Source organism: Amycolatopsis sp. NPDC114478, from assembly GCF_055633805.1.
The window spans coordinates 250,635-271,503 of sequence record NZ_JBVKDO010000007.1 but is presented as its reverse complement, the minus strand read 5'-3'; the positions used below and the strand labels follow the sequence as shown (position 1 = coordinate 271,503).

The window sequence follows — 20,869 nt, the reverse complement described above, 5'->3', positions numbered from 1 at the left end:
CGCCTTGACGCGGTGTTGCCGGCCGTAGTCACAATCGAGCTTCGGGGTGCCGGAGAGCACCGGCCAGGCCCTTACAAAGCCCGAACACCAGGCGGACGCCCTCCGAACACCGCCCCGCGAGAGTTCTCCTCGTAAGCAACGGACACGAGGGAGACACGATGCGAGGAACCACCTGGACGCGGCTGGCGCTGGCGGGCTGCGGGAGCGCGGCCTGCCTGCTGGTGGCGGCGCCGCTGGCCTCGGCCCAGACCACGTCGCCGGCGCCGGTCGCGCCGATCACGCTCAGCCCCGAGGAGTCGCAGCAGGTCTGCTCGGACTGGGTGCCGAAGCTGCAGAAGAAGGCCGACAACCTGGAGAAGCGGATCAACGGCGGCCCGGAGGTGGCCGGCTCGGTCGCCAACCTCAAGGCGCGCGCGCAGGACCAGCGCGCCGCGGGGCACGAGGACCGCGCCAAGAAGCTCGACGACCGCGCCACCAAGCGGCAGGGCCGGATCGGCGAGCTGAACACGGCCAAGCAGAAGCTCGACGCCTTCGCGTCCGCGCACTGCAAGCCGGCCAAGTGAGGGGCGCGAGGGTCGCGGCGGCGGTCGGGGCCGCCGCGCTCATCGCGCTCGGCTGCTCGGCCTGCCGTGACAACCTGGTCGGTTCGCCGGACTCCGGCACCTCCCCGGCGTCGTCCGAGCTGAGCGGGGTCGAGTCGACGCTCAACGGCATCGAATCCGACATGAACAGCGATGGCTCACCCTGACCGGCTAGCGTCTCCCCGTTGGTGACGGCGGCGACGGGAGCAGGCATGGGGTCACCGGGACGCGGCCTCGTCCTCGTGGTCGAGGACGAGGCCGCGATCGCCGAGCTGGCGGCGATGTACCTCAAGCGCGACGGCTTCGGCGTGCACGTCGAGGCCGACGGTGGCCGCGCGCTGGACGCCGTCCGGCGGCTCAAGCCGGTGGCGGTCGTGCTCGACATCGGACTGTCCGGAATGGACGGTATCGAGATCTGCAAGGCGCTGCGCGCCGCCGGCGACTGGACGCCGGTGCTGTTCGTCACCGCCCGCGACGACGAGCTGGATCGCTTGCTGGGCCTGGAGATCGGCGCGGACGACTACCTGACCAAGCCGTTCAGCCCGCGCGAGCTGGCGGCCCGGGTCCGGACGGTGCTGCGCCGCGCGTCCGGGGCGACACCGGTCGCGGAGACGTTCGCCGTGGGCGGCACGCGCGTCGACGTCACGAGCCGCCGCGCTTGGGCCGGCGACACCGAGGTTTCCCTGACGTCGACCGAATTCGACCTCCTCACGCACCTGCTCCGGCACCCGGGGCAGGTGCTTTCGCGCGACCAGCTGCTGAGCGCCGTCTGGGGGTACGCCGCGGCGGCGGGCACGCGCACGGTCGACGTCCACGTGGCGCAGCTGCGGGCGAAGCTCGGCGCGGCCAGTCCGATCAGGACGGTCCGCGGCATCGGGTACGCGGCGGACCCGGCATGAGGGGGACACTGGCCGGGCGGATCACGCTCGTGTGCCTGGCGGTGGCGGGCGTGGCGGTGATCGTCGCCGGGCTGGTCGCGGCCCGGCTGATCCGGACCACGGCGGACAACGTGCTGCAGTCGTCGCTGTCGGCGCAGGCCGACGTGGTCGCGACGCAGCTCGACGAAACCGGCATCGGCAACCGGCTGGGCGTGGGCAAGGTAGCCGACGTCCTGCGCGGGCAGGGCATCTCGGTGGTGGTCCGGCGCGCGGGCGGGCAGGCGCTCGGGGACGCGGTGGCGGTGCAGGCCGCGGGCAAGCTCGGCCTCGCGGCGAACCACTCGGGACGCGTCACGGCCGGCGGCACGCAGTACCTCGTCGAGACGCGGGTGGTCAGCACGCGCGGGGCGGCGTTCGCGCTGGTCCTCCCGGCGCGCAACGCCGAAGCGACGCAACGGGCGCTGGTGCGCAGCATCGCGCTGGCGTTGGGGATCGGGCTGCTGGTGGCGGCGCTGGCGGGCTTCGTCTCGGGCCGGCTGCTGGGCCGTCCGCTGCGCCGCGCGGCCGCGGTGGCGGGGTCGCTGCGGGCGGGCCGGCGGGACGTCCGGGTGCCGGTCCAGGGGCCGCGCGAGGTGGCGGAGGTGGCGGGCTCGCTGAACTCGCTGGCCGACGCGCTGGCGGTCAGCGAGACGCGGCAGCGGGACTTCCTGCTGTCGGTGTCCCACGAGCTGCGGACGCCGTTGACGGCGGTGACCGGCTTCGCCGAGGCGATCGCGGACGGCGTCGCCTCGGGGGACGACGCAGTGCGCGCGGGTCAGACGATCCAGCGCGAGGCCGCGCGCCTGGAACGGCTGGTGACGGACCTGCTGGAGCTCGCGCGGCTGGGCGCGGACGAGTTCCGGCTGGATCTGGCCTCGGTGGACCTGGGTGCGCTGGTCCGCGACTGCGCGGAGGTATGGCAGTTGCGATGCGCCCGCGAGGACGTGCAGCTGTCGGTTTCGGCGCCTCCGGTCGCGGTCCTGGTGACGGCGGACGCCCGGCGGCTGCGCCAGGTGGTGGACGGGCTGGCGGAGAACGCCCTGCGGGTGACGCCCTCGGGTGCGCCCATGGTGTTCGCGCTTTCCACCGACGGATCCTCGGCACAGCTGTCGGTCCGTGACGGCGGGCCGGGGCTGGCGCCGGAGGACTACCCGGTGGCGTTCGAGCGCGGGGTGCTGAACGCGCGCTACCGGGACCGGCGGCCGGTGGGGTCCGGGATCGGGCTGGCTCTGGTGCACGGGCTGGTGACGCGGATGGGCGGGACGCTGGCGGCGGGCCCGGCGCCCGAGGGCGGGGCGGCGTTCACGATGACGTTCCCTCTGGCGCCAGCTGGGCCGCACGGTCGGTGACGTCCATCAGGGCCCAGTGCTCGACCACCCGGCCGTCGCGGACGCGGATCATGTCCATGCTGGTCACGGCGTAGCCGCGGCCGGTCGAGATCTGCGTTCCGGTGCTCGTGTAGCGGTTCACCGAGAACTCGCCGGCGGCGACGTTCTGCTCGACCCGCACGCCGATGTCGCGGAAGCCGGCGAAGATCCCGCCGTCCAGCATGGCCTCCCACTTCGCCCGCCAGGCGTCGATGCCGTGGTGGTCGCCCCCGGCGCCGCCGCGGTGGTCGATGACGTCCGGATCGATGTAGCGCAGGCCTTCCTCGACGCTCTCGGCCGTGAACGGCGTCAGCGCGACCAGCCGGCGGTGAACTTCGGCGGCGTCCATGCTCGCTCCTCAAGTGGGGAGTTCCCCGGATAGTGTGCGGCTACGCTAACCGGGGAAGTCCCCGTTTTGCAAGGAGCGCGATGCCCGCACGAGCCCGCCGATCCGACGCGCGCGACAACCACGCGCTGCTGCTGGCCGCGGCGAAGGAGGTGTTCGCCGAGGACGGCCCGGACGCCCCGCTCGACCGCGTCGCCCGGCGCGCGGGCATCGGCAACGCGACGATGTACCGGCACTTCCCCAGCCGTCGCGAGCTGGTCATCGCCGTGTACGCGAGCGACGTCGCTTCGCTGACGGGCAACGCGCGGCTCGACGCGGCCGACCCGGGCGCCGAGCTGTTCGCGTGGCTGGCGGCGTTCGTCGAGCACGTGCGGGACAAGCGTGACCTCGCGCTGTCGCTGACCACCCCGGCCGGCGACCACGAAACGCTGTTCGCCCAGTGGCACGCGACGGTGAACGAGACGGCCGCGGCCCTGGTGGACCGCGCCAAGGAGGCCGGAGCCATCGCCGCCGACACCGACGCCCTCGACCTCCTCCTGCTCGCCACCGGCATCGCGCTCTCCGGCGCTTCGGACCGCACCGACCGGCTCCTGGGCCTGGTCCGCCGCGGCGTGTCGAGCACGGGCGGGCCGTAGGGTCGGGGCATGGAGATGCTGCACCTGCGCTACTTCGTCGCGGTCGCCGAGGAACTGAACTTCTCCGCCGCCGCGCGGAAGCTGCACATGGCCGCCTCTCCCCTCTCGCAGCGGATCAAGGACCTCGAACACGAGCTCGGCCAGCAGCTGTTCGACCGCAGCACCCACCACGTCACCCTCACCGCCGCCGGCGCCGCGCTGCTACCGCTCGCGCGGGACGTCCTCGAGCAGGTCCGGGCCATTCCCTGGAAGCTCCGGGAGGCGACCCGGCCGCGGCGCAGCACCGTCTTCCTCGGCATGCCCGCCGGGGTGCACCCCGAGCTGCGGGAGCTCGTCAACGCCCTCGCCGGGCGCGTGCACGACACCTACGAGCTGAAGCGCTGGCCCGGCACCACCGCCGATCTCGTCCAGGGCGTGCACGAGGGCAAGCTCGCCCTCACCCTGGCCCGGCTGCCCGTCAACGACCCCGCACTCGAGCAGGTGCCGGTCATGTCGGAACGGCTCGGCGCGGTCGTCCCGGCCGACCTCTTCGCCGGGCGGGACTCGGTGAGCCTCGCCGAGCTGACCGAATTCCCGTACGTGGCCTCACCTGGGGAAATCACCCCGGCCTATTTCGACCAGCTCGACCACCAACTGGCCGAACTGGGCGTCAAGAAACGAATCAGATTGACCAACACCGGCTACGGCGGGACGTCGGAAATCATTTCCAGCGGCGAAGCCTTTTCCATTTCGATGCTCGACGAGAAGAGCCCGATGCACGGCTACCGACTCGACAACGTCATCGTCCTGCCCTTCACGGATTTCCGCCCCCAGCTGGACACCGGCCTGCTCTGGCGCCGCGACCGCGCCGAGGGCGACCTGCGCGAGCTCGTCGACGCCGCGAAAGAGATCTTCGCCGAGCCGCTGGCCACCTAGAAATGGTATGACCGCCGCGGTCACACCATTGTTCGTATCATGATCATTCCCTTTCGCGCCGCCCGCGCCTACGTTCGTAAGTAGAGCGAAACAGCAAGGCGCGAAAGGACGGAAGCGATGAACAGCACCGGCCCCCTGGACGGCGTGCGCGTGATCGACCTCTCGACCGTGGTGATGGGCCCCTACGCGGCCCAGATCCTCGGCGACCTGGGCGCCGACGTGATCAAGATCGAGTCGCCCGCGGACACCGTCCGCGTCGGCCAGTACCGCACCACGCCAGGCATGACCGCGCTGAACCTGAACGTCAACCGCAACAAGCGCAGCGTGGCCCTCCACCTCAAGGACGAGACCGAGCGCGAGCAGGCCCTCAAGCTGATCGACACGGCCGACGTGCTGATCACCAACATGCGCCCCGGCGCGCTGAGCCGGCTCGGCCTCAACTACGCCGACGTCGCCCAGCGCAACCCGCGCCTGGTCTACGCCCACGCGCAGGGCTTCCGCGGCGACTCCCCCCAGGCCGGCAACGCGGCCTACGACGAGACCGTGCAGGCCTCCTCGGGCCTGGTCGACGTCGCCAACCGCGCGCTGGGCGAGCCGGTCTACCTGCCGACGATCATCGGCGACAAGGTGTCGTCGCTGACCATCGCCTACAGCGTGCTCGCCGCGCTGGTCCACCGCGACAAGACCGGCCAGGGCCAGCAGATCGAGATCCCGATGACCGACACGCTGCTCGCGTTCAACCTGGTCGAGCACCTCGCGGGCCACACCTACGAGCCGGCCGAGGGACCCACCGGGTTCGCGCTGTCGATGACGAAGGGCCACGCCGCGGTCCGCACCAAGGACGGCCTCGCCTGCGTGATCCCCTACAACCCGAAGAACTTCCGCGACTTCTTCGCCGCCGCCGAGCGCCCGGACCTCGCCGAGGACCCGCGCGTCAACGGCGAGGCCATCGACCGCGCCGACAACGAGTGGCTGACCGGGCAGATCGCCGCGTGCGCGCCGGCGCTGACCACCGACGAGTGGGCCGAGGTCTGCGCGAAGCACAGCATCCCGATGGCGCCGGTGCTCGAACTGGACCGGGCGCACGAGAACCCGTACGTCCGCGACGGCCACCTGCTCGACACCGTCGAGCACCCGAGCGAGGGCACCATCCGCACGGTCGGCATCCCGGTCAGGTTCTCCGCGACGCCCGGCTCGATCCGCCGCCTGGCCCCGCTGGCCGGCCAGGACACCGCCGAAGTCCTCGCGGAACTGAACTGAGAGAAGCACGACGATGACCGAAGTACGCACCGAACGGATCGGCAGCACCCTGCTGATCACGATCGACCGGCCCCAGGCCCGCAACGCGGTCAACGCCGCCGTCGCGGCCGGGCTGGCCGCGGCCCTGGACGAGCTGGAAGCCGACCCCACGCTCCGCGCGGGCGTCCTGACCGGCGCCGACAACACCTTCAGCGCCGGCATGGACCTCAAGGCCGCCCTGCAGGGCGAGTCCCCGGAGATCCCGGGACGCGGGTTCGGCGGCCTGACCGAAGCCGAGCTGACCAAGCCCTTGATCGCCGCCGTGGAGGGGTTCGCCATGGGCGGCGGGTTCGAACTGGCGCTGGGCTGCGACCTGATCGTCGCCAGTGAGCACAGCCGCTTCGGCCTGCCCGAAGTCAAGCGCGGCCTGATCGCCGCGGGCGGCGGCGTGATCCGGCTGCCGAAGCGGATCCCGCACCACCTGGCGATGGAGCTCCTGCTGACCGGCGAGCCCGTCACCGGCCGCCGCGCCGGGGAGCTGGGCCTGGTCAACCGCGTCACGCCGGACGGCGACGCCGCCGCGGTCGCGCTCCAGCTGGCCGAGAAGCTGGCGGAGAACGCGCCGCTCGCGCTCGCCGCCGTCAAGAAGATCGTGCGTGCCGCGGATCCTGCGGCGGTGCAGCGCGAAGAAATCAAGAAACTGATGCAGTCCGCCGACGTCCGCGAAGGCATGACCGCCTTCGCCGAGCGCCGCAGTCCGAAGTGGACCGGTGTGTGACATGAAGATCGACGAAGTCCGCAGGCACGTGACCACGCCCCTGACCGCCCCGGCGTTCGCGCCGGTGGTGCCGAGGTTCACGAACCGCGAGTACCTGAACATCGTCTACCGCACCGACGCCGATGCCCTGCGCGCCGTCGTGCCGGAGCCGCTGCGGGTCGAAGAACCGTTGGTGCGCTTCGAAGTCATGAAGATGGGCGACGTCTCCGGCTACGGCCCGTACACCGAGTCCGGCCAGGCGATCGAGGTCAGCTTCGACGGGGAGCGCGGCGAGTACCTGCACGCGATGTACCTCGACAACTTCCCGGCGACCGCGTCCGGGCGCGAAGTGAGCGCGTACCCGAAGACCGTCGGCAGCCCGGACCTCTACGTCGACAACGGTGTCCTCGTGGGCACGTTGGACTACGGGACGCTCCGGGTGGCCACGGCGACCATGGGCTACAAGCACCACGAGCTGGACGTCCGCGAGGCCGAACGCCAGATCACGGTCCCGACGTTCATGCTCAAGACGATCCCCGGCTACGACGGCGCCCCGCGCGTCCAGGAGCTGGTCCGCACCGAGATCACCGACGTCGTGGTCAAGGAGGCCTACACCGGCCCCGCGCGGCTGCAGCTGTTCCAGCACGTCCTCGCGCCGCTGGCCGACCTGCCGGTGCTGGAGGTCGTCTCCGCGAGCCACATCCTCACCGACCTGACGCTCGCCTCGGTCAAGCCGGTCTTCGACTATCTGGAAGGAGCGCGGTCATGAAGAACGCCGCAATCATCGGTGCCGGCACCATCGGCCTGTCCTGGACGGCGCTGTTCGCCCGCCACGGCCTGACCGTCCGGGTCACCGACCCCCGTCCCGACCTCGCCGAGGCCGTCGCCGACGCGCTGGCCCAGTTCGCCCCGCACCTCGGCACCACCGCCGAGGACCTGGCGAGCCGGGTGAGCATCGCCGCCGACGTCACCGAAGCCGTGCGAGACGCGGATGTGGTGCAGGAGAACGGCCCCGAGAACGTCGAGTTCAAAAAGGACCTTTTCAAGCAGCTCGTCGCGGAAGCTCCGGAGCACGCGCTGCTGCTCAGCTCGTCGAGCGCCATCCCGTCCACGGCGTTCACCGAAGAGATCGACGGAACGCGGGTCCTCATCGGACACCCGTTCAACCCGCCGCACCTCATTCCGCTGGTCGAGGTCGTCCCCGGCGCGCAGACGAGCCAAGAGAGCGTCGAAAAGGCCGTCGAGTTCTACACCGCTCTCGGCCGGACGCCGGTCGTGGAGCGCAAGGAGATCCCCGGGTTCGTCGGCAACCGGCTGCAGAACGCGCTGAGCCGCGAGGCCATCTACCTCGTCGAGCAGGGCGTGGTGACCCCGGCCGAACTGGACGCGGTGATCACGAACTCGCTCGGCATCCGCTGGGCGACCGTCGGGCCGTTCCTCGGCTCGCACCTCGGTGGCGGCCCCGGCGGCTACCGGCACATGGCCGAGCACATCGGCAAGTCCATGAAGAAGATGTGGGCCGGTCTGGGCAACCCCAGCCAGAGCCCGGAAAAGCAGGAACGGCTCATCGAAGCCGTCGAACAGGCTTACGGCTCCTCCACGTACTCGGAACTCGCCGAGACGCGCGACCGCAAGCAGCTCGCCGTTCTGCACGCAGTGGAGGAGAACTGACATGGAACCGCTCAAGGACAAGCTGACCGCCGACTTCTACGACTTCGAGGCGCTGCTCCCCGACGACGAGCGCAAGCTGCTCGTCAAGGCGCGCGAGTTCATGACGAACGACGTCAAGCCGCTGGTGAACGAGAACTGGGAAGCGGGCACCTTCCCGAAGGAACTCATCGGGATGTTCCGCGAAAGCGGTCTCGCCGGCCTGCCCTACGAAGGCTACGGCGAGCACAAGCCCGCGGTCAGCCACCTGCTCACCGGCATGATGGCGATGGAGATGAGCCGCACCGACGCGTCCGTCGCGACGTTCTTCGGTGTCCACAACGGACTCGCGATGTACTCGATCTACAGTGGAGGCAGCCAGGAGCAGCGCGACCGCTGGCTTCCCGAGATGGCCGCGATGGACAAGATCGGCGCGTTCGCGATGACCGAGCCGCTCGGCGGGTCCGATGTGGCCGGTGGCATGCGCACGACGGCCAAGCGAGAGGGTGACACCTGGGTTCTCGACGGGGCCAAGAAGTGGATCGGCAACGCGACCTTCGCCGACTACGTCGTGGTGTGGGCCCGGGACGTCGACGACAACCACGTCAAGGGCTTCGTCGTCGAGAAGGGCACGCCGGGCTTCGTGCCGGAGAAGATCCAGGGCAAGACCGCGTTCCGGATCGTCGAGAACGCCGAGATCACCCTGACCGGCGTCCGCGTCCCGGAGGCGAACCGCCTGCAGGGCATCAACGGCTTCCGCGATGTCGCGGAGATCCTGCGCGCCACCCGCGGCGGTGTCGCGTGGCAGGCGCTGGGCGTGATGATCGGCGCCTACGAGGCCGCACTGGCCTACTCGCAGGAGCGCACGCAGTTCGGCCGGCCGATCGCGCGGTTCCAGCTGGTGCAGGACCTGCTCGTGAAGAGCCTCGGCAACATCACCGCGTCGTGGGGCATGCTCGTGCAGCTCGCCCGGCTGCAGGACGCGGGGATCTTCAAGGACGAGCACTCGTCGCTGGCCAAGGCGTTCGTCACCTCGCGGATGCGCGAGGTCGTCGCCTGGAGCCGGGAGATCTTCGGCGGCAACGGGATCGTGCTCGGCTACGACGTCGCGCGGTTCTTCGCCGACGCCGAGGCGATCTACTCCTTCGAGGGCACGCGCGAGATGAACACCCTGATCGTCGGCAAGGCGATCACCGGACAGTCCGCGTTCGTCTGATCACTCAGTTCACGCAGCCGGCGGCCGTACTGGTCGCCGGCTGCTTGGTGTCCGAGGACGGCGTCCGGGTCGTCGTCGCGGCGACCGGCTTGACGCCGCCGGCGGTGTCGGCTCCCGAGGCCCGGGCCGCGGGGGTGCTGATCGCCGTCCGGATGAACTGCTGGACCTGCGCCGGGTCGACCTTCACCGCGTCGCCGTCCGACGGCGTCGCCAGCGAGAGGCTCTGCACCGGGATGGTGGCGAACGCGATCGCCCCCGAGCTCATCCCCCGCAGCTGCTGGGCGAAGCTGAGCACGTCCCAGCCCCGGTCGAGGACGACCGAGCCCTGCACGGCGGTGACCAGCGCGTTCAGCTTCGACACGTCGGTGAACGTGCCCGCGCTCAGCACCTTCTTGGCCATTCCGGACAGGAACGCCTGCTGCCGCGCGATGCGGTCGAGGTCGCCGTTGGCCAGGCCGTGGCGCTGGCGCACGAACGCGAGCGCCTGCGCGCCGGAAAGCGTTTGCGGTCCGGCCGGGAAGTCCGCACCGGAGTAGGTGTCTTGCACCGGCACCTTGAGGCAGACCTCGACGCCGCCGACGGCCTGCGACAGCGCGTCGAAGCCGGCGAGGTTGATGGCCGCGTAGTGGTTGATCGTCAGGCCGGTGAACTTCTCGATCGTCTGGATCGCGGTCTTCGCGCCCGCCTCGTTCGCCGCCACCTCCAGCTGCGCGCCGGAAAGGCCCTGGGAGCGCAAACCGGACATCGCGGCGTTCTTGCCGCGGCTGTAGGCGGAGTTGATCTTGTGCTTGCCGTACCCGCCCGCGATGTCCACATAGGAGTCGCGCGGGACCGAGATCGCGGTGGCCGCGGCGCCGCCCGCCGGGATGTGCACGACGATCATCGTGTCGGTCGTGTCGCCGCCGTCGCCGCTGTTGCCGGCGTGCAGGGCGTCGAGCACGTTCTGTGGCAAGGGGTTGCCGTACGCGTCGGTACGCGCGTCGATCCCGACGAGCAGGATGTTCTGGGCGACCTTGAGCGGTTCACCGGGCAGGGCGTCTTTGTCCTGGACCTGGCCGGACGGTGAGATGACGTCGGCGGTGACGAGGCCGTGGTCCAGTTTGCTCAGCTGCGACCAGGCGTACCCGGTGGCGCCGAGCACGAGCGCCGACACGACGCCGAGCGCGACCCGCCCGCCGATGCGGCGCCCCCGGGACGACAGCAGCACGACACTTCCCCTTGCTTCCCTCTGGTGGACCCCCTCCTTCGAGGATCACCGCGTTAGCTGGGAATCAGCTGAGAAAGTTGTCGAAAAACTGTGACGCTAGCCGAACGGCCGAGCCGTTGCGCCGGTTTCGCGACGGACTGTGCCGGAACGCGTACGCGCGAGTGCTGTGGCCGCGGCCACAGTGTGTCAGCGCGGCATCCGGCGCCAGACCGCGCGCGGCAGCAGGCGCATCGCGAAGAAGACCGGACGGAGTACCCCGGGCACCCAGACGACCCCGCGCCGCTTCCGCAGCGCGGCGACGGTCGCGTCGGCGACCTGGTCCGGAGTGCTCGAGAACGGCGCCGGGCTCATGCCTTCGGTCATCCGCCCGATGACGAACCCGGGCCGGACGAGCAGCAGGTGGACGCCCGAGCCACCGCGTTTTCGGGGGTCCGGGTGGCGGAGCCCCCGGCCCGGGGCGAAGCCCCGGTTGTCACTGTGGAGGGCGTCGGCGAGGCCGCTCGCGAAGCCGTCGAGGCCGGCCTTCGCGGAGCCGTAGACGTAGTTGGCGCGGCGGACGCGGATCCCGGCGACCGAGGAGAACACGACGAGGCTGCCGTGGCCCTGGGCGCGCAGCAGGTTCGCGGCGTGGGTGAGGACGCCGACCTGGGCGACGTAGTCGGTGTGCACGATGGCCGCGGCGTGGGCGGCGTCCTCTTCGGCGCGGGCCTGGTCGCCGAGGATGCCGAAAGCGAGCACGACGACGTCGAGCGGGCCGTGTTCGGCGGCGACCTTGTCGAGGAAGGGGCCGTGGGCGGCGAGGTCGTCGGCGTCGAAGTCGGCGGTTTCGACGGCTTTGGCCTTCCCCAGGGCCGCGACGGCGGCGGTGAGGTCCGCGCCCGGGCGGGCGGCCAGCACGACCTTGTCGTGGTCGCCGGCCAGGCGTTCCGCCACGGCCAGGCCGATTTCACTGCGTCCGCCGAGTACCAGCACCGTTCCGCTCACGGAGGCAGTCTCCCAGCCCCGGGTGCGCTAGCGTGCCCGGGTGGGGCGCGCACTGGATTTCGAGACTCTCGTCGAACGGCACCGGCGGGAGATCCACGTGCACTGCTACCGGATGCTCGGCTCGCTCGCCGATGCCGAAGACCTCGCCCAGGAAACTTTCCTGCGCGCCTGGAAGGCCCGCGACTGCTTCGAAGGCCGGGCCAGCGTGCGCACCTGGCTCTACCGGATCGCCACCAACGCCTGCCTCGACGTCCTCGCGCGGCGGCCGCGGCGGGTGCTGCCCGACCAGCTCGGTCCCGCCGGCGAGCCCGACGGCCCGATCGCCGCCGCCGATCTGCCGTGGCTCGAGCCCTTCCCCGACCGGCTGCTCGACGCGGCCGGGCCGGACGCCGTCGTCGTCGAACGGGAGACCATCGAGCTCGCCTACCTCGCCGCCGTGCAGTACCTGCCGCCCCGGCAGCGGGCCGCGCTCGTCCTGCGCGACGTCCTCGGGTGGTCGGCGAAGGAAACCGCGGAGCTGCTGGAGACGAGCGTCGCGTCGGCGAACAGCGCCCTGCAGCGGGCGCGCGCGACCCTGCGTCAACGGCTGCCCGCGCACCGTACCGAGTGGACGGCCGGCGATCCGACGGCCGAGGAAACCGCGCTGCTCAAACGGTTCATCGCCGCCTACGAGCAGGGCGACCCGCAAGCCGTCGCGCGGCTGCTGCACGAAGACGCCCGCGCCGTCATGCCGCCGTACGAACTCTGGTTCGGCAGTGCCGCGGCGATCGTGCGCGCGCTGTCGCTGTCGATGGACCCCGCGTCGCCGCACTGCGTCGGCCGCTTCCGGATGCGCCCGACGCGCGCCAACCGCCAGCCCGCGGTGGCGACCTGGCTGCGGCGCCCCGGCGACACCGAGTACCGCTGGTTCGGTGTCTCGCTGCTCACGATCGAGCACGGGCTGATCACGGAGCTGGCCGCCTTCGAGTCCGTCCCGGCGGCGGCGTGGGACCTGCCGGAAATCCTGCGTGAATGAGCACGATCACCGCGGGTGGGCGTGAAAAAGCCCGGGCGGGTGATTCAGGGGAATCACCCGCCCGGGCACGCACTGATCCGGAAAGTAATTCTTCCGATTCGGTGTTCGCCTTCGAGGCCGCCGGGAAGAGGTCACCGGGCGGCTGGGTCAAGCAGCTCGGTGCCGCTGCGGCGCGGTACGCGCCAGCCGGCGTCGGTCCTCGGCGGTGGTCCCGCCGAAAACACCGTGGTCCAGGCCGTTGTCGAGCGCATAGCCGAGGCACTCGGCGCGCACCGGGCAGCGGGCGCACACGGCCTTGGCCTGCGCTGTCTGCCGGGCGCCGGGGCCCACCGCGGAGATCGGGAAGAACAGTTCCGGGTCCTCGTCCTTGCAGGCCGCGAGCTCCGCCCAGCCCGTCATCGTGGCTTCCATTTCCTTCGTTCACCTCCCTCTACTACTGCTGTTTCCCATTGTCAGGGCGCGTCAACCGACTTGAAGCTCGCGGGCGCGCGTGCGCATCCGCGTGGGTCAAGGGGGTTTTGGCTTCGGTCCCCGGCTCACCCTCCGGGCAACCAAGACTGCAACACATGAGAGTACGCCTTTCTTCCCGGGATCTCGATGTCGATCACGTCACTCGATCGGCGAGGCCGCGCTCCAGCGCGACCCGCACGAGAGCCGCCGCGAAGTGCGCCAGCTCGTCGGGAGCGACCAGTTTCGCGAGCCGCCCGGGCTGTGTCGGCAGGCCGAGCTTTTCGGCCCCCCGCAACGCTTTCCCGTCCAGTCGCGGTCGAAACTCCGGCCACACGAGCTGCACCTCGCGGCCGAAGATGTCCGCACCCACCGGCCCGAGCCGCGGCACCTTCCCGAGGAGCCGGGCGAGTGTCCGGAATTCGCCGTTCGCGGCCTCGCGCACCCGTCTCAGGTCGCCGCGGTACTCGTCGAGCAGGTACTGCGCGCCCTCGCCGAGCGCCGTGGCGGTCTGTTCGTCGTAGCGCTTGTAGTGCGCTCGGCCGAGGGCGTCCACCCGCTGCCGCCACGTCGAGCCGGCCATGGCCCGCGCCGTGCCCATCCCCGCGGCCCGCAGCTCCCGGGCCGCGTCGACCGCGATGCCCGCCTTGATCCGGGTCGAGAGCAACACCGACAGCACCAGCAGCCGGTAGAGCGGCGCCGGCTGGTCGGCGAGCTTGATGCCCGCCTCGGCGGCGTACGTCGGGCCTGCCTCTTCCAGCAGGCGCCGGACCGTGTCTCGCTGGGTCATCGGGTCCGGGTACCCGAGATGCCCGCACCCATTCGTCACCGGTCGTCACCGATCCGGAGCAGACCATTACTCCTACCGAGCAGTCTTGATCGAATCGTTACACGTGGGAGTCACCTCGGCGCACTTGTTCTGTGGAGGCGAGGGGTGGTGAGGGGTCCGTGTGCGCTGGCGACGATTTCGACGCGTTCTTCCGCGCCGACTTCCCCCCGCTCGTGGCGTTCCTGTGCAAGGCCGGCTTCGAGGTCGAGACCGCCCGTGACGCCGCCATCGAGGCCATGCTCCACGCGCTGGAGGCGTGGCCGGTCCCCGAAGACCCGCGGGCCTGGGTGCGCCGCGTCGCCGGCCGGCTGCTCGACGCGGCCGGCGAAGCGCGCGCGGACTGGACGCCGGCCGACCCGCAGGACGACGAGAAGCTGGCCGTCCTGGTCGACCAGCACGCGGGGTTCGTCGACCTGCTCGCCTCCCTGCCCGGCCAGCAGCGGATGGTGCTCGCGTGGTCACTCGACGGCTTCTCGCCGACGCAGATCGCGAACGCGCTGAGCATCGCCCCCGCGACCGTCCGTTCGAACCTCCGCCACGTGCGGGAACGCCTCAGGCGCCACCGGGCCGCACCGCCCGGCGACCAGCGGGACAGGGAAGGGTGAGCACCATGCCGGCAACCGAGTACGGGGATCGGGCGATCACCGAGCTGCTGCGGGAGTCCAACGCCGCGCTGCACGACTCGCTGCGGGTCGGCCTCGACGTGGAGGGCACCCTGCTCCGGGTGCGCAGCCGCGCCCTCGTCCGCGAGATCGCCGCGACGCAGCCACCCGAGGCGTTCCCCTCCCACTGGCGGCGCCACGACGAGCCGGTCGCCGACGCGATCGCCGGCGACGACGCCGCGACCGCCCGCCTGCTCGCCACCATCCGGCCGCTGGTCGTGCGCTACTGCCGCGCCCGCGTCGGCCGGCACGAGCGGTCGTTCGCCTCGGCCGACGACGTCGCCCAGGAGGTGTGCGTCGCCGTGCTCACCGCGCTGCCGTCCTACCGGGACCAGGGCCGCCCGTTCCTCGCGTTCGTCTACGGCATCGCCCAGCACAAGGTCGCCGACGCCCACCGCGCCGCGGCGCGCAACCGCTCCGACCCGGTCCCGGAGATCCCCGACGGCGTGTCCGACGCGGACGGTCCCGAGCAGCACGTCCTGCGGTTCGAGCTCAACGAGCGGCTCGCCCGGCTGCTGGACGTCCTGCCGGCCAAGCAGCGCGAAATCGTCGTGCTGCGGGTGGTCGTCGGGCTGTCGGCGGAGGAGACGGCGGACGCGGTGGGCTCGACGCCGGGCGCGGTCCGCGTCGCCCAGCACCGCGCGCTGGCGCGGTTGCGAAGACTCTTGACGGGCGAAGAGGATTAGCGCCGCACGTAGTCGAGGACGAACTCCTCCAGCGCCGCCGCCGGGCCCTCCTTCGACTCGCGGGCCAGCAGCATGAACTCGATGTCGCCGGGTTCGGGCAGGCCGTCGAGCTCGATCAGGTCGGCGGGCACCAGGCTGCGCGCGTGCAGGGTGACGCCGAGCCCGGCGGCCGCCGCGGCGCGCAGGCCGGTGAGGCTCGACGTCTGGCACGCGGCGCGCCACTCGAGCCCCGCGCGTTCCAGGCACTCGACGGCGAGCTGCCGCGTGATCGACGGCATCGGGTACTGCACCAGCGGCACCGGCTGGCCGGGCTCCAGCACCGTCGCCGCCGAGCCGATCCAGACCAGCGGCTCCCGCCAGAGCAGCCGCCCGTGGTGCGCGCCCGGGCGGCGCTTGCCCAGCACCAGGTCCAGCTGGCCGGCGCGCAGCCGCTGCGCGAGGACGTCCGACAGCTCGACGGTCAGTTCGACGTCCACCAGCGGGTGGCTGCGGCGCAGCCGGTTCAGGATCTCCGGCAGCTCGCCGAGAGCGAAGTCCTCCGAGACGCCGAAGCGCACGCGGCCGCGCAGTTCGGCGCCGCGGAAGTGCCGCTCCGCGCGTTCTTCGGTGTCCACGATGGTCTGCGCGAACCCCAGCATCGCCTGCCCGCGCGCGGTGAGCTCGACGGTGTGCGTGTCACGCGCGAAGAGCAGCCCGCCGGAGTCGCGTTCGAGGCGCCGGACGTGCTGGCTGACGGTCGGCTGGCCGACGCCGAGGCGCCGCGCGGCCGCGGTGAAGCTGCGCGTCTCGGCGACGGCGAGGAACGAACGGCACAGGCGCGGGTCGAGCACGCGGTCACTTTATCGCGATCCGCGATGACAGTCAGTCCGGTCATCGGGGTTCACAATGAGCGCTCGGCTGCCGAGAATGGGTGTGGAAGGAGATCCATGTCCCGCTTACGCCTCGACCCGTTCGTCCTCGCGATTCTCGCCACCGTCGGGATCGCCACGCTGCTGCCCGCGTCCGGCGTCGTGGCGGACGGCTTCGGCACCGCCACCACCATCGCCGTCGGGCTGCTGTTCTTCCTGTACGGCGCCCGGCTGTCGACGCAGGAGGCCCTCGACGGGCTGCGGCACTGGCGGCTGCACGCGGTCGTCCTGGCGGCCACGTTCGTCCTGTTCCCGCTGCTCGGCCTGGCGCTCACGCTGCTGCCGGCGTCGGTGCTGCCCGCCGAGCTCGCGGCCGGCGTGCTGTTCCTGGCCGTGCTGCCCTCGACGGTCCAGTCGTCGATCGCGTTCACCTCGATCGCCCGCGGCAACGTCGCGGCCGCGATCTGCAGCGCGTCGCTGTCCAACCTGGCCGGGATCGTGCTGACCCCGCTGCTGGTGGCGCTGCTGCTGTCCGGCGACGGCGCCGGCGTCGACGGTTCGGCGGTGCTCGGGATCGTGCTGCAGCTGCTGGCGCCGTTCGTCGCGGGCCAGCTGGCGCGGCGCTGGATCGGCGGCTGGATCACGCGCAACTCCGCGCCGCTCAAGCTGTTCGACCGCGGTTCGATCCTGCTGGTGGTGTACACGGCGTTCAGCGCGGGCATGACCGAGGGCATCTGGCACCGGCTCGACGTCGTCCCGCTGCTGGTCCTGCTCGCCCTCTGCGGCGTGCTGCTCGCGGCGGTGCTGGCGGCGACGAGCTGGGGCGCCCGCCTGCTGGGGTTCGCGCGCGCGGACCGGATCACGATCGTGTTCTGCGGGTCCAAGAAGAGCCTGGCGAGCGGGCTGCCGATGGCGACGGTGCTGTTCGGGCACGCGCAGGTCGGGCTGATCGTGCTGCCGCTGATGCTGTTCCACCAGATCCAGCTGATCGTGTGCGCCTCGCTGGCGCGGCGGTACGCCTCCGCGCCGGAGCTCGTCCCGGCCTGACTTCACGACCGATGAGTTTCCCGGCGGCCTTCGTCAGTACGTGGTGACCCCCTACGCGGAAGGCACCACCATGGCCAAGGTCCTGTACCACATCACGATGTCCCTCGACGGCTTCGTCGCGGCCCCCGGCGACGACATGACGTGGCTGTCCGGCCTGCACGCGGGCCCGAACCCGGTCGTCGAGCGCGTGATCGCCGGCATCGGGGCGATCGTGATGGGGCACAACACGTACGCCCCGGCGACCACGGCGGAGGGCCAGGTCTACGGCGGCCGGTGGCGGGGGCCGATCTTCGTGGTGTCCCGGTCGGCTGAGCCGTCACCGGGTTTCACGGTGGTCCCCGAGCTGGCGGAGGCCGTGTCGTCGGCCGCGGCGGCGGCCGGTGACGGGTACGTCGCGGTGCTGGGCGCGGCGACGGCCCGGCGGTGCTGGGAGGCCGGGTTGCTCGACGAGGTGCTGGTGCACGTGGCGCCGGTGCTGCTCGGCGACGGGGTGCGGTTGTTCGACCGTGCGGGCGGGGAGGCGGTTCGACTGAAGGCCGTTGAGCTGAGTTGCGCCGGGCCGATCCTGAACGCCTGGTACCGAGTCCCTTGTGGACAGTAGCGGGTGACGTGTAACAGCGGGCCGTGGCCGGAGCAGCGGTGGTGGGGCGGCCACGGCACAGGACTCGTGATCACGGCCGGCTCTCGTTCACCCGCCCGGCTCCCGAGTTCGCCGACCAGAATGGAGCTCAGCCGACCACCACACACGCGCGACATCGATCGAACGGCGGCACCTGAGCGGAATCCGCCGTCTCACCGCGGCCGCGGCGACGGCTTTCGCAGTTCCTCCGCGAAAATTCCCTCCATACGCCGGTTCGCGCGGCGCAAGGCGCGCACCGCCGCCCGGATCACGTACCCCGCCGCCAAGACGAGCAACAGCCCCAGGCCGATGGCCGCGAGGTTCGCCACGAGCGCCTCCCGGTACAGGTGCGCCAGGTACCCCAGACCCGCCCCGGCGATGAGTGCGTCCAGCAGCGCCAACCTGAGAGCGCGGGGTTCGTGCGGACCGGCGCGCGGTGCCGTGACCATCGCTCACCCTCCCGCCGTTCCGTTCAGCGGTGACGCCCTTGCAACCTAGACGAGCCTGCGCCACCCGGTGGCCACTTCAACCTGTTTGGCCTACCGGATCTCCCCGGATGGCCGCTGTGATAACTTGAAGCGAACTGGGTCTTCTGTGCAAACGCACATCCCCGAGCCATCAACGCGCCGGGGCCAGGGGGCGGTAGCTCAGTTGGTTAGAGCAGGGGACTCATAATCCCTTGGCCGCGGGTTCGAGCCCCGCCCGCCCTACCCTTTGCTCCTCTCGCTTCGCTCGACTCGCTCGGTTCGCTTCCTCCCTGTGGGGGTGCGACCCCCACACCCCGCCCGGGGGCACGCCCCCGGACCCCCGTCCGTGTGGTCGGGTTGGAATGGTGGCTCCTGCCAGTGTCTATAAAGGACGTTGGCTTGCGGTCCAGTGGTCTGCCGCCGTCAGCGTTCCGGCGTTCCAGTACCGCTGTTGTCGCTCCCTATGACTGGTCCCATGTCGGCTGGGCCGTGGTAGCGGCCTTCGCTCGGGTTTGCCGTTCTCTTCTGGTCGTCTGATCAGCCCTTTCGCTGCGCCAATACCTCGGTCAGGCGGTCCAGCACCTGGGCCCAGCCCGTTTCGATCCCCGCTATCGCCGGGGCCGCCTCCACCGTTGTTGCCGTTATGCGCAAGCCCAGCCGTAAGCGGGTGCCGCCCGGTAGGGGCGTCAGCTCCAGGTCGTAATGGCCCGTGAACGACGCTGGGCCCGTCACCGCCAAGTCGAACGCCAGCCTCCCTGGCTCGTCCGCTACGCGGACCCAGCCTTCGGCTCGGTACTCGCCGTCCGCGTCGCGGTACGTCAGCGCCGCCCGGCCTCCCGGGCGCGGCTCCAGGAGACACGTGGTCACCGTCATCGACGGCGGGACCCACCACGACGCCAGCAACGCCGGGTCCGTCCAGTACTCCCAGACAACCTCCCGCGGGGCGGGCAACGCGCGCTCGAACCCGAACGCGCGGCCATCCGCCCATCGCTCCCGGTCCGCGGCCGCCGTCTCCGTTTCGACCGCTTCGCGGTAGCGCGCCACCGCGTCCCGCTCGCCTCGGTGCGCTTCGGTCTCCTTGGCCAGCTCCGACAGCCGGCCCGCGAACGCCGTCAGCGGCTCGGCTTCGAGCGCGTAGACCCGGCGCTGCCCCAACGGGAACACCGTGACCAGACCGGCGCGGGCCAGGCTCTGCAGGTGTTTCGTGGTCTGCGGCTGCCGCAGGCCGGTCAGCTCCGCCAGCTCCCCGACCGATCGGGGCCGCTCGGCCAGGAGCTCGACGAGGCGCCACCGCGCCGCGTCACCCAGTGCTGCCGCGATCCCGTCCATGCACCCGAGTATTCACGCAGTAGAATATTCACGTCAAGGAATACTTTAGGTGAGCCACCGGAGGCCGTGGGCGTAGCCCAGCTGCGGGGCGGTGAACTCCTGCGCGACCTCGCACGCGCCGTCGAGCGGCAGCGGCGTGCCCGGCTGGGGCGGGTCGGCGAGCACCGACGGCGGCACCCGGTCCACCCGCCACACCCGCCACGGCAGCCGCCGCGGGTCGAAGCGGACGCGCACGGTGAACGACTCGCACGCCACCAGCGGCACGAACGTGTACGACGGCCGGATCGGCAGGCCGTCCTCGATCCGGACCACCAGCGCGTACGTGTGGGTGTCGCCCCGCGACAGCGGCCGCGGGAGGTCGAGCAGCCAGCGGAAGTGCCGCTGCCCCACCCGTTTCGCGTCGGTGATCCGGACGCCGTGCTGGGCGTCGGCGGCCACGTGGCGCTCCCCGTCGTGGCCGTCTTCGAGGCGGGGCACGGTGAACTGGGCGGCGATCCGGCTCAGCCCGTCGCGGGTCGCGACGATCAGCCGTTCCTCGATCAGCTCCGGTTCGGGAGTGTCCAACCGGACGATCGCGCGCAGCCGCTTGACGAACCAGCCCTGATCCGGGTCCGGGACGTCGTCGCCGGGTTTCGCGGCGGCCTCGATCTCGGCGGCGAGCCGCGCGAACGACCGGTCGATCCGGCGCCGCGCCGTGCGTTCGGAGACGCGCAGCTGGTCGGCGAGGACGCCGACCCGATCACTGAGCAGGGCGTGCTGCGAGCCGGGCGCGATGCCGAGCGCGACGTTGACCGCGAGCCGGTCGTCGGCCGGGAACTCCGCGATCGCGGCGGAAATCGCGTCGCGCAGCACCCGCCGCGCTTCGCGGTCGTTCGCGGTGCGGTGGATTTCGCACCACCCGGCGACGATCGGCCCGAGCCGGTCGCGCAGCCGATCGGCCTCCAGCCCCCAGCCGCGGCGCAACGTCGTCAGCTCGCGGAGCAACCCGTCCTCGTGTGCCATGGGGTTTCGATTGTGGCACGCGGACTTCCGCGCGATCGGGGGCAGCGCCTGCGCCGATCAGGTGATTCGCCGGGATGGCCAGCGCGTGGCCAGTTCCGCGGTGATTC

25 protein-coding genes and 1 tRNA gene are annotated in these 20,869 nt (G+C 71.5%); 17 read left to right on the top strand and 9 right to left on the bottom strand.

Translation table 11 applies throughout. The features are described from left to right. The first annotated feature begins 158 nt into the window (after positions 1 to 158). The 4 genes from ACZ7OH_RS21725 to ACZ7OH_RS21710 are packed head-to-tail and all read left to right on the top strand — an operon-like array spanning position 159 to position 2,847. The gene (locus ACZ7OH_RS21725) at positions 159 to 563 is read left to right on the top strand and encodes a hypothetical protein (protein ID WP_470282412.1); all 405 of its coding nucleotides are present in this window, start codon (positions 159 to 161) and stop codon (positions 561 to 563) included. After that, positions 560 to 748 (top strand): hypothetical protein, encoded by a 189-nt coding sequence (locus ACZ7OH_RS21720; RefSeq protein ID WP_400905047.1) that lies wholly within the window; start codon positions 560 to 562, stop codon positions 746 to 748. Before ACZ7OH_RS21725 ends, ACZ7OH_RS21720 begins: the two co-directional genes overlap by 4 nt. 45 nt (positions 749 to 793) lie before the next feature. After that, positions 794 to 1,480, top strand: a complete 687-nt coding sequence (locus ACZ7OH_RS21715) for a response regulator (RefSeq protein ID WP_470282411.1) — start codon at positions 794 to 796, stop codon at positions 1,478 to 1,480. Further along, positions 1,477 to 2,847, top strand: coding sequence for a HAMP domain-containing sensor histidine kinase (locus tag ACZ7OH_RS21710; protein ID WP_470282410.1), 1,371 nt, complete (start codon positions 1,477 to 1,479; stop codon positions 2,845 to 2,847). The genes ACZ7OH_RS21715 and ACZ7OH_RS21710 overlap by 4 nt, the downstream gene beginning before the upstream one ends. On the opposite strand, the gene ACZ7OH_RS21705 is transcribed toward ACZ7OH_RS21710, so the two are convergent. Continuing rightward, entirely contained in the window at positions 2,801 to 3,214 is a 414-nt protein-coding gene (locus tag ACZ7OH_RS21705) for an ester cyclase (RefSeq protein WP_470282409.1), read from the bottom strand. The genes ACZ7OH_RS21710 and ACZ7OH_RS21705 overlap by 47 nt on opposite strands. An 80-nt stretch (positions 3,215 to 3,294) precedes the next feature. On the opposite strand from ACZ7OH_RS21705, the gene ACZ7OH_RS21700 reads away from it, so the two are divergent. From ACZ7OH_RS21700 to ACZ7OH_RS21670, 7 genes are all read left to right on the top strand, one after another. Then, positions 3,295 to 3,846 (top strand): TetR/AcrR family transcriptional regulator, encoded by a 552-nt coding sequence (locus tag ACZ7OH_RS21700; protein WP_470282408.1) that lies wholly within the window; start codon positions 3,295 to 3,297, stop codon positions 3,844 to 3,846. A 9-nt stretch (positions 3,847 to 3,855) separates the two neighbouring features. After that, positions 3,856 to 4,761 carry a LysR family transcriptional regulator gene (locus ACZ7OH_RS21695; RefSeq protein WP_470282407.1) on the top strand — a complete coding sequence of 302 codons (906 nt, stop codon included), beginning with the start codon at positions 3,856 to 3,858 and terminating at the stop codon, positions 4,759 to 4,761. 117 nt (positions 4,762 to 4,878) lie between these two features. Continuing rightward, positions 4,879 to 6,021 carry a CaiB/BaiF CoA transferase family protein gene (locus tag ACZ7OH_RS21690; protein WP_470282406.1) on the top strand — a complete coding sequence of 381 codons (1,143 nt, stop codon included), beginning with the start codon at positions 4,879 to 4,881 and terminating at the stop codon, positions 6,019 to 6,021. Between the two features lie 13 nt (positions 6,022 to 6,034). Continuing rightward, positions 6,035 to 6,778, top strand: a complete 744-nt coding sequence (locus tag ACZ7OH_RS21685) for a crotonase/enoyl-CoA hydratase family protein (protein WP_470282405.1) — start codon at positions 6,035 to 6,037, stop codon at positions 6,776 to 6,778. A gap of 1 nt (position 6,779) precedes the next feature. Then, positions 6,780 to 7,526 carry an acetoacetate decarboxylase gene (locus ACZ7OH_RS21680; protein WP_470282404.1) on the top strand — a complete coding sequence of 249 codons (747 nt, stop codon included), beginning with the start codon at positions 6,780 to 6,782 and terminating at the stop codon, positions 7,524 to 7,526. Then, a complete protein-coding gene (locus tag ACZ7OH_RS21675; RefSeq protein WP_470282403.1) occupies positions 7,523 to 8,428 on the top strand; it encodes a 3-hydroxyacyl-CoA dehydrogenase NAD-binding domain-containing protein in 906 nt (301 codons plus the stop codon). Before ACZ7OH_RS21680 ends, ACZ7OH_RS21675 begins: the two co-directional genes overlap by 4 nt. Before the next feature lies 1 nt (position 8,429). Further along, a complete protein-coding gene (locus tag ACZ7OH_RS21670) occupies positions 8,430 to 9,620 on the top strand; it encodes an acyl-CoA dehydrogenase family protein (protein ID WP_470282402.1) in 1,191 nt (396 codons plus the stop codon). Positions 9,621 to 9,624: 4 nt separating this feature from the next. Here the strand turns inward: ACZ7OH_RS21670 and ACZ7OH_RS21665 are convergent, their stop codons facing one another. Both ACZ7OH_RS21665 and ACZ7OH_RS21660 read right to left on the bottom strand, forming a co-directional pair. Then, entirely contained in the window at positions 9,625 to 10,827 is a 1,203-nt protein-coding gene (locus tag ACZ7OH_RS21665) for an LCP family protein (protein WP_470282401.1), read from the bottom strand. Positions 10,828 to 11,013: 186 nt separating this feature from the next. After that, positions 11,014 to 11,811: an SDR family NAD(P)-dependent oxidoreductase gene (locus tag ACZ7OH_RS21660; RefSeq protein WP_470282400.1), complete on the bottom strand. Its 798-nt coding sequence runs from the start codon at positions 11,809 to 11,811 to the stop codon at positions 11,014 to 11,016. Between the two features lie 40 nt (positions 11,812 to 11,851). On the opposite strand from ACZ7OH_RS21660, the gene ACZ7OH_RS21655 reads away from it, so the two are divergent. Further along, positions 11,852 to 12,826: an RNA polymerase subunit sigma-70 gene (locus ACZ7OH_RS21655; protein ID WP_470282399.1), complete on the top strand. Its 975-nt coding sequence runs from the start codon at positions 11,852 to 11,854 to the stop codon at positions 12,824 to 12,826. Positions 12,827 to 12,973: 147 nt separating this feature from the next. Here the strand turns inward: ACZ7OH_RS21655 and ACZ7OH_RS21650 are convergent, their stop codons facing one another. Together ACZ7OH_RS21650 and ACZ7OH_RS21645 are read right to left on the bottom strand one after the other, a co-directional pair. Beyond that, the gene (locus ACZ7OH_RS21650; RefSeq protein WP_086679434.1) at positions 12,974 to 13,237 is read right to left on the bottom strand and encodes a WhiB family transcriptional regulator; all 264 of its coding nucleotides are present in this window, start codon (positions 13,235 to 13,237) and stop codon (positions 12,974 to 12,976) included. A gap of 193 nt (positions 13,238 to 13,430) precedes the next feature. Beyond that, positions 13,431 to 14,063, bottom strand: a complete 633-nt coding sequence (locus ACZ7OH_RS21645) for an endonuclease (RefSeq protein WP_470282398.1) — start codon at positions 14,061 to 14,063, stop codon at positions 13,431 to 13,433. A 158-nt stretch (positions 14,064 to 14,221) separates the two neighbouring features. Here ACZ7OH_RS21645 and ACZ7OH_RS21640 point away from each other — a divergent pair, with 158 nt between their 5' ends. Continuing rightward, a complete protein-coding gene (locus tag ACZ7OH_RS21640; RefSeq protein ID WP_470282397.1) occupies positions 14,222 to 14,707 on the top strand; it encodes an RNA polymerase sigma factor in 486 nt (161 codons plus the stop codon). 146 nt (positions 14,708 to 14,853) lie between these two features. Continuing rightward, positions 14,854 to 15,450 (top strand): RNA polymerase sigma factor ShbA, encoded by a 597-nt coding sequence (shbA, locus tag ACZ7OH_RS21635; protein ID WP_470282600.1) that lies wholly within the window; start codon positions 14,854 to 14,856, stop codon positions 15,448 to 15,450. Here shbA and ACZ7OH_RS21630 read toward each other — a convergent pair. Beyond that, positions 15,447 to 16,280 carry a LysR substrate-binding domain-containing protein gene (locus tag ACZ7OH_RS21630; RefSeq protein ID WP_470282396.1) on the bottom strand — a complete coding sequence of 278 codons (834 nt, stop codon included), beginning with the start codon at positions 16,278 to 16,280 and terminating at the stop codon, positions 15,447 to 15,449. The two genes, shbA and ACZ7OH_RS21630, sit on opposite strands and share 4 nt — an antisense overlap. 96 nt (positions 16,281 to 16,376) lie before the next feature. Between ACZ7OH_RS21630 and ACZ7OH_RS21625 the strand changes: the two genes are divergently transcribed. Next, positions 16,377 to 17,345 (top strand): bile acid:sodium symporter family protein, encoded by a 969-nt coding sequence (locus ACZ7OH_RS21625; protein ID WP_470282395.1) that lies wholly within the window; start codon positions 16,377 to 16,379, stop codon positions 17,343 to 17,345. Positions 17,346 to 17,385: 40 nt separating this feature from the next. Beyond that, positions 17,386 to 17,946 (top strand): dihydrofolate reductase family protein, encoded by a 561-nt coding sequence (locus ACZ7OH_RS21620; RefSeq protein ID WP_470282394.1) that lies wholly within the window; start codon positions 17,386 to 17,388, stop codon positions 17,944 to 17,946. Positions 17,947 to 18,137: 191 nt separating this feature from the next. On the opposite strand, the gene ACZ7OH_RS21615 is transcribed toward ACZ7OH_RS21620, so the two are convergent. Continuing rightward, positions 18,138 to 18,413, bottom strand: coding sequence for a hypothetical protein (locus ACZ7OH_RS21615; RefSeq protein ID WP_470282393.1), 276 nt, complete (start codon positions 18,411 to 18,413; stop codon positions 18,138 to 18,140). Between the two features lie 187 nt (positions 18,414 to 18,600). On the opposite strand from ACZ7OH_RS21615, the gene ACZ7OH_RS21610 reads away from it, so the two are divergent. Continuing rightward, positions 18,601 to 18,674: transfer RNA gene (locus ACZ7OH_RS21610), tRNA-Ile, on the top strand. 294 nt (positions 18,675 to 18,968) lie between these two features. Here ACZ7OH_RS21610 and ACZ7OH_RS21605 read toward each other — a convergent pair. Both ACZ7OH_RS21605 and ACZ7OH_RS21600 read right to left on the bottom strand, forming a co-directional pair. After that, positions 18,969 to 19,760, bottom strand: a complete 792-nt coding sequence (locus ACZ7OH_RS21605; RefSeq protein WP_470282392.1) for a metalloregulator ArsR/SmtB family transcription factor — start codon at positions 19,758 to 19,760, stop codon at positions 18,969 to 18,971. Positions 19,761 to 19,805: 45 nt separating this feature from the next. Further along, a complete protein-coding gene (locus tag ACZ7OH_RS21600) occupies positions 19,806 to 20,762 on the bottom strand; it encodes a hypothetical protein (RefSeq protein WP_470282391.1) in 957 nt (318 codons plus the stop codon). Between the last annotated feature and the right edge of the window lie 107 nt (positions 20,763 to 20,869).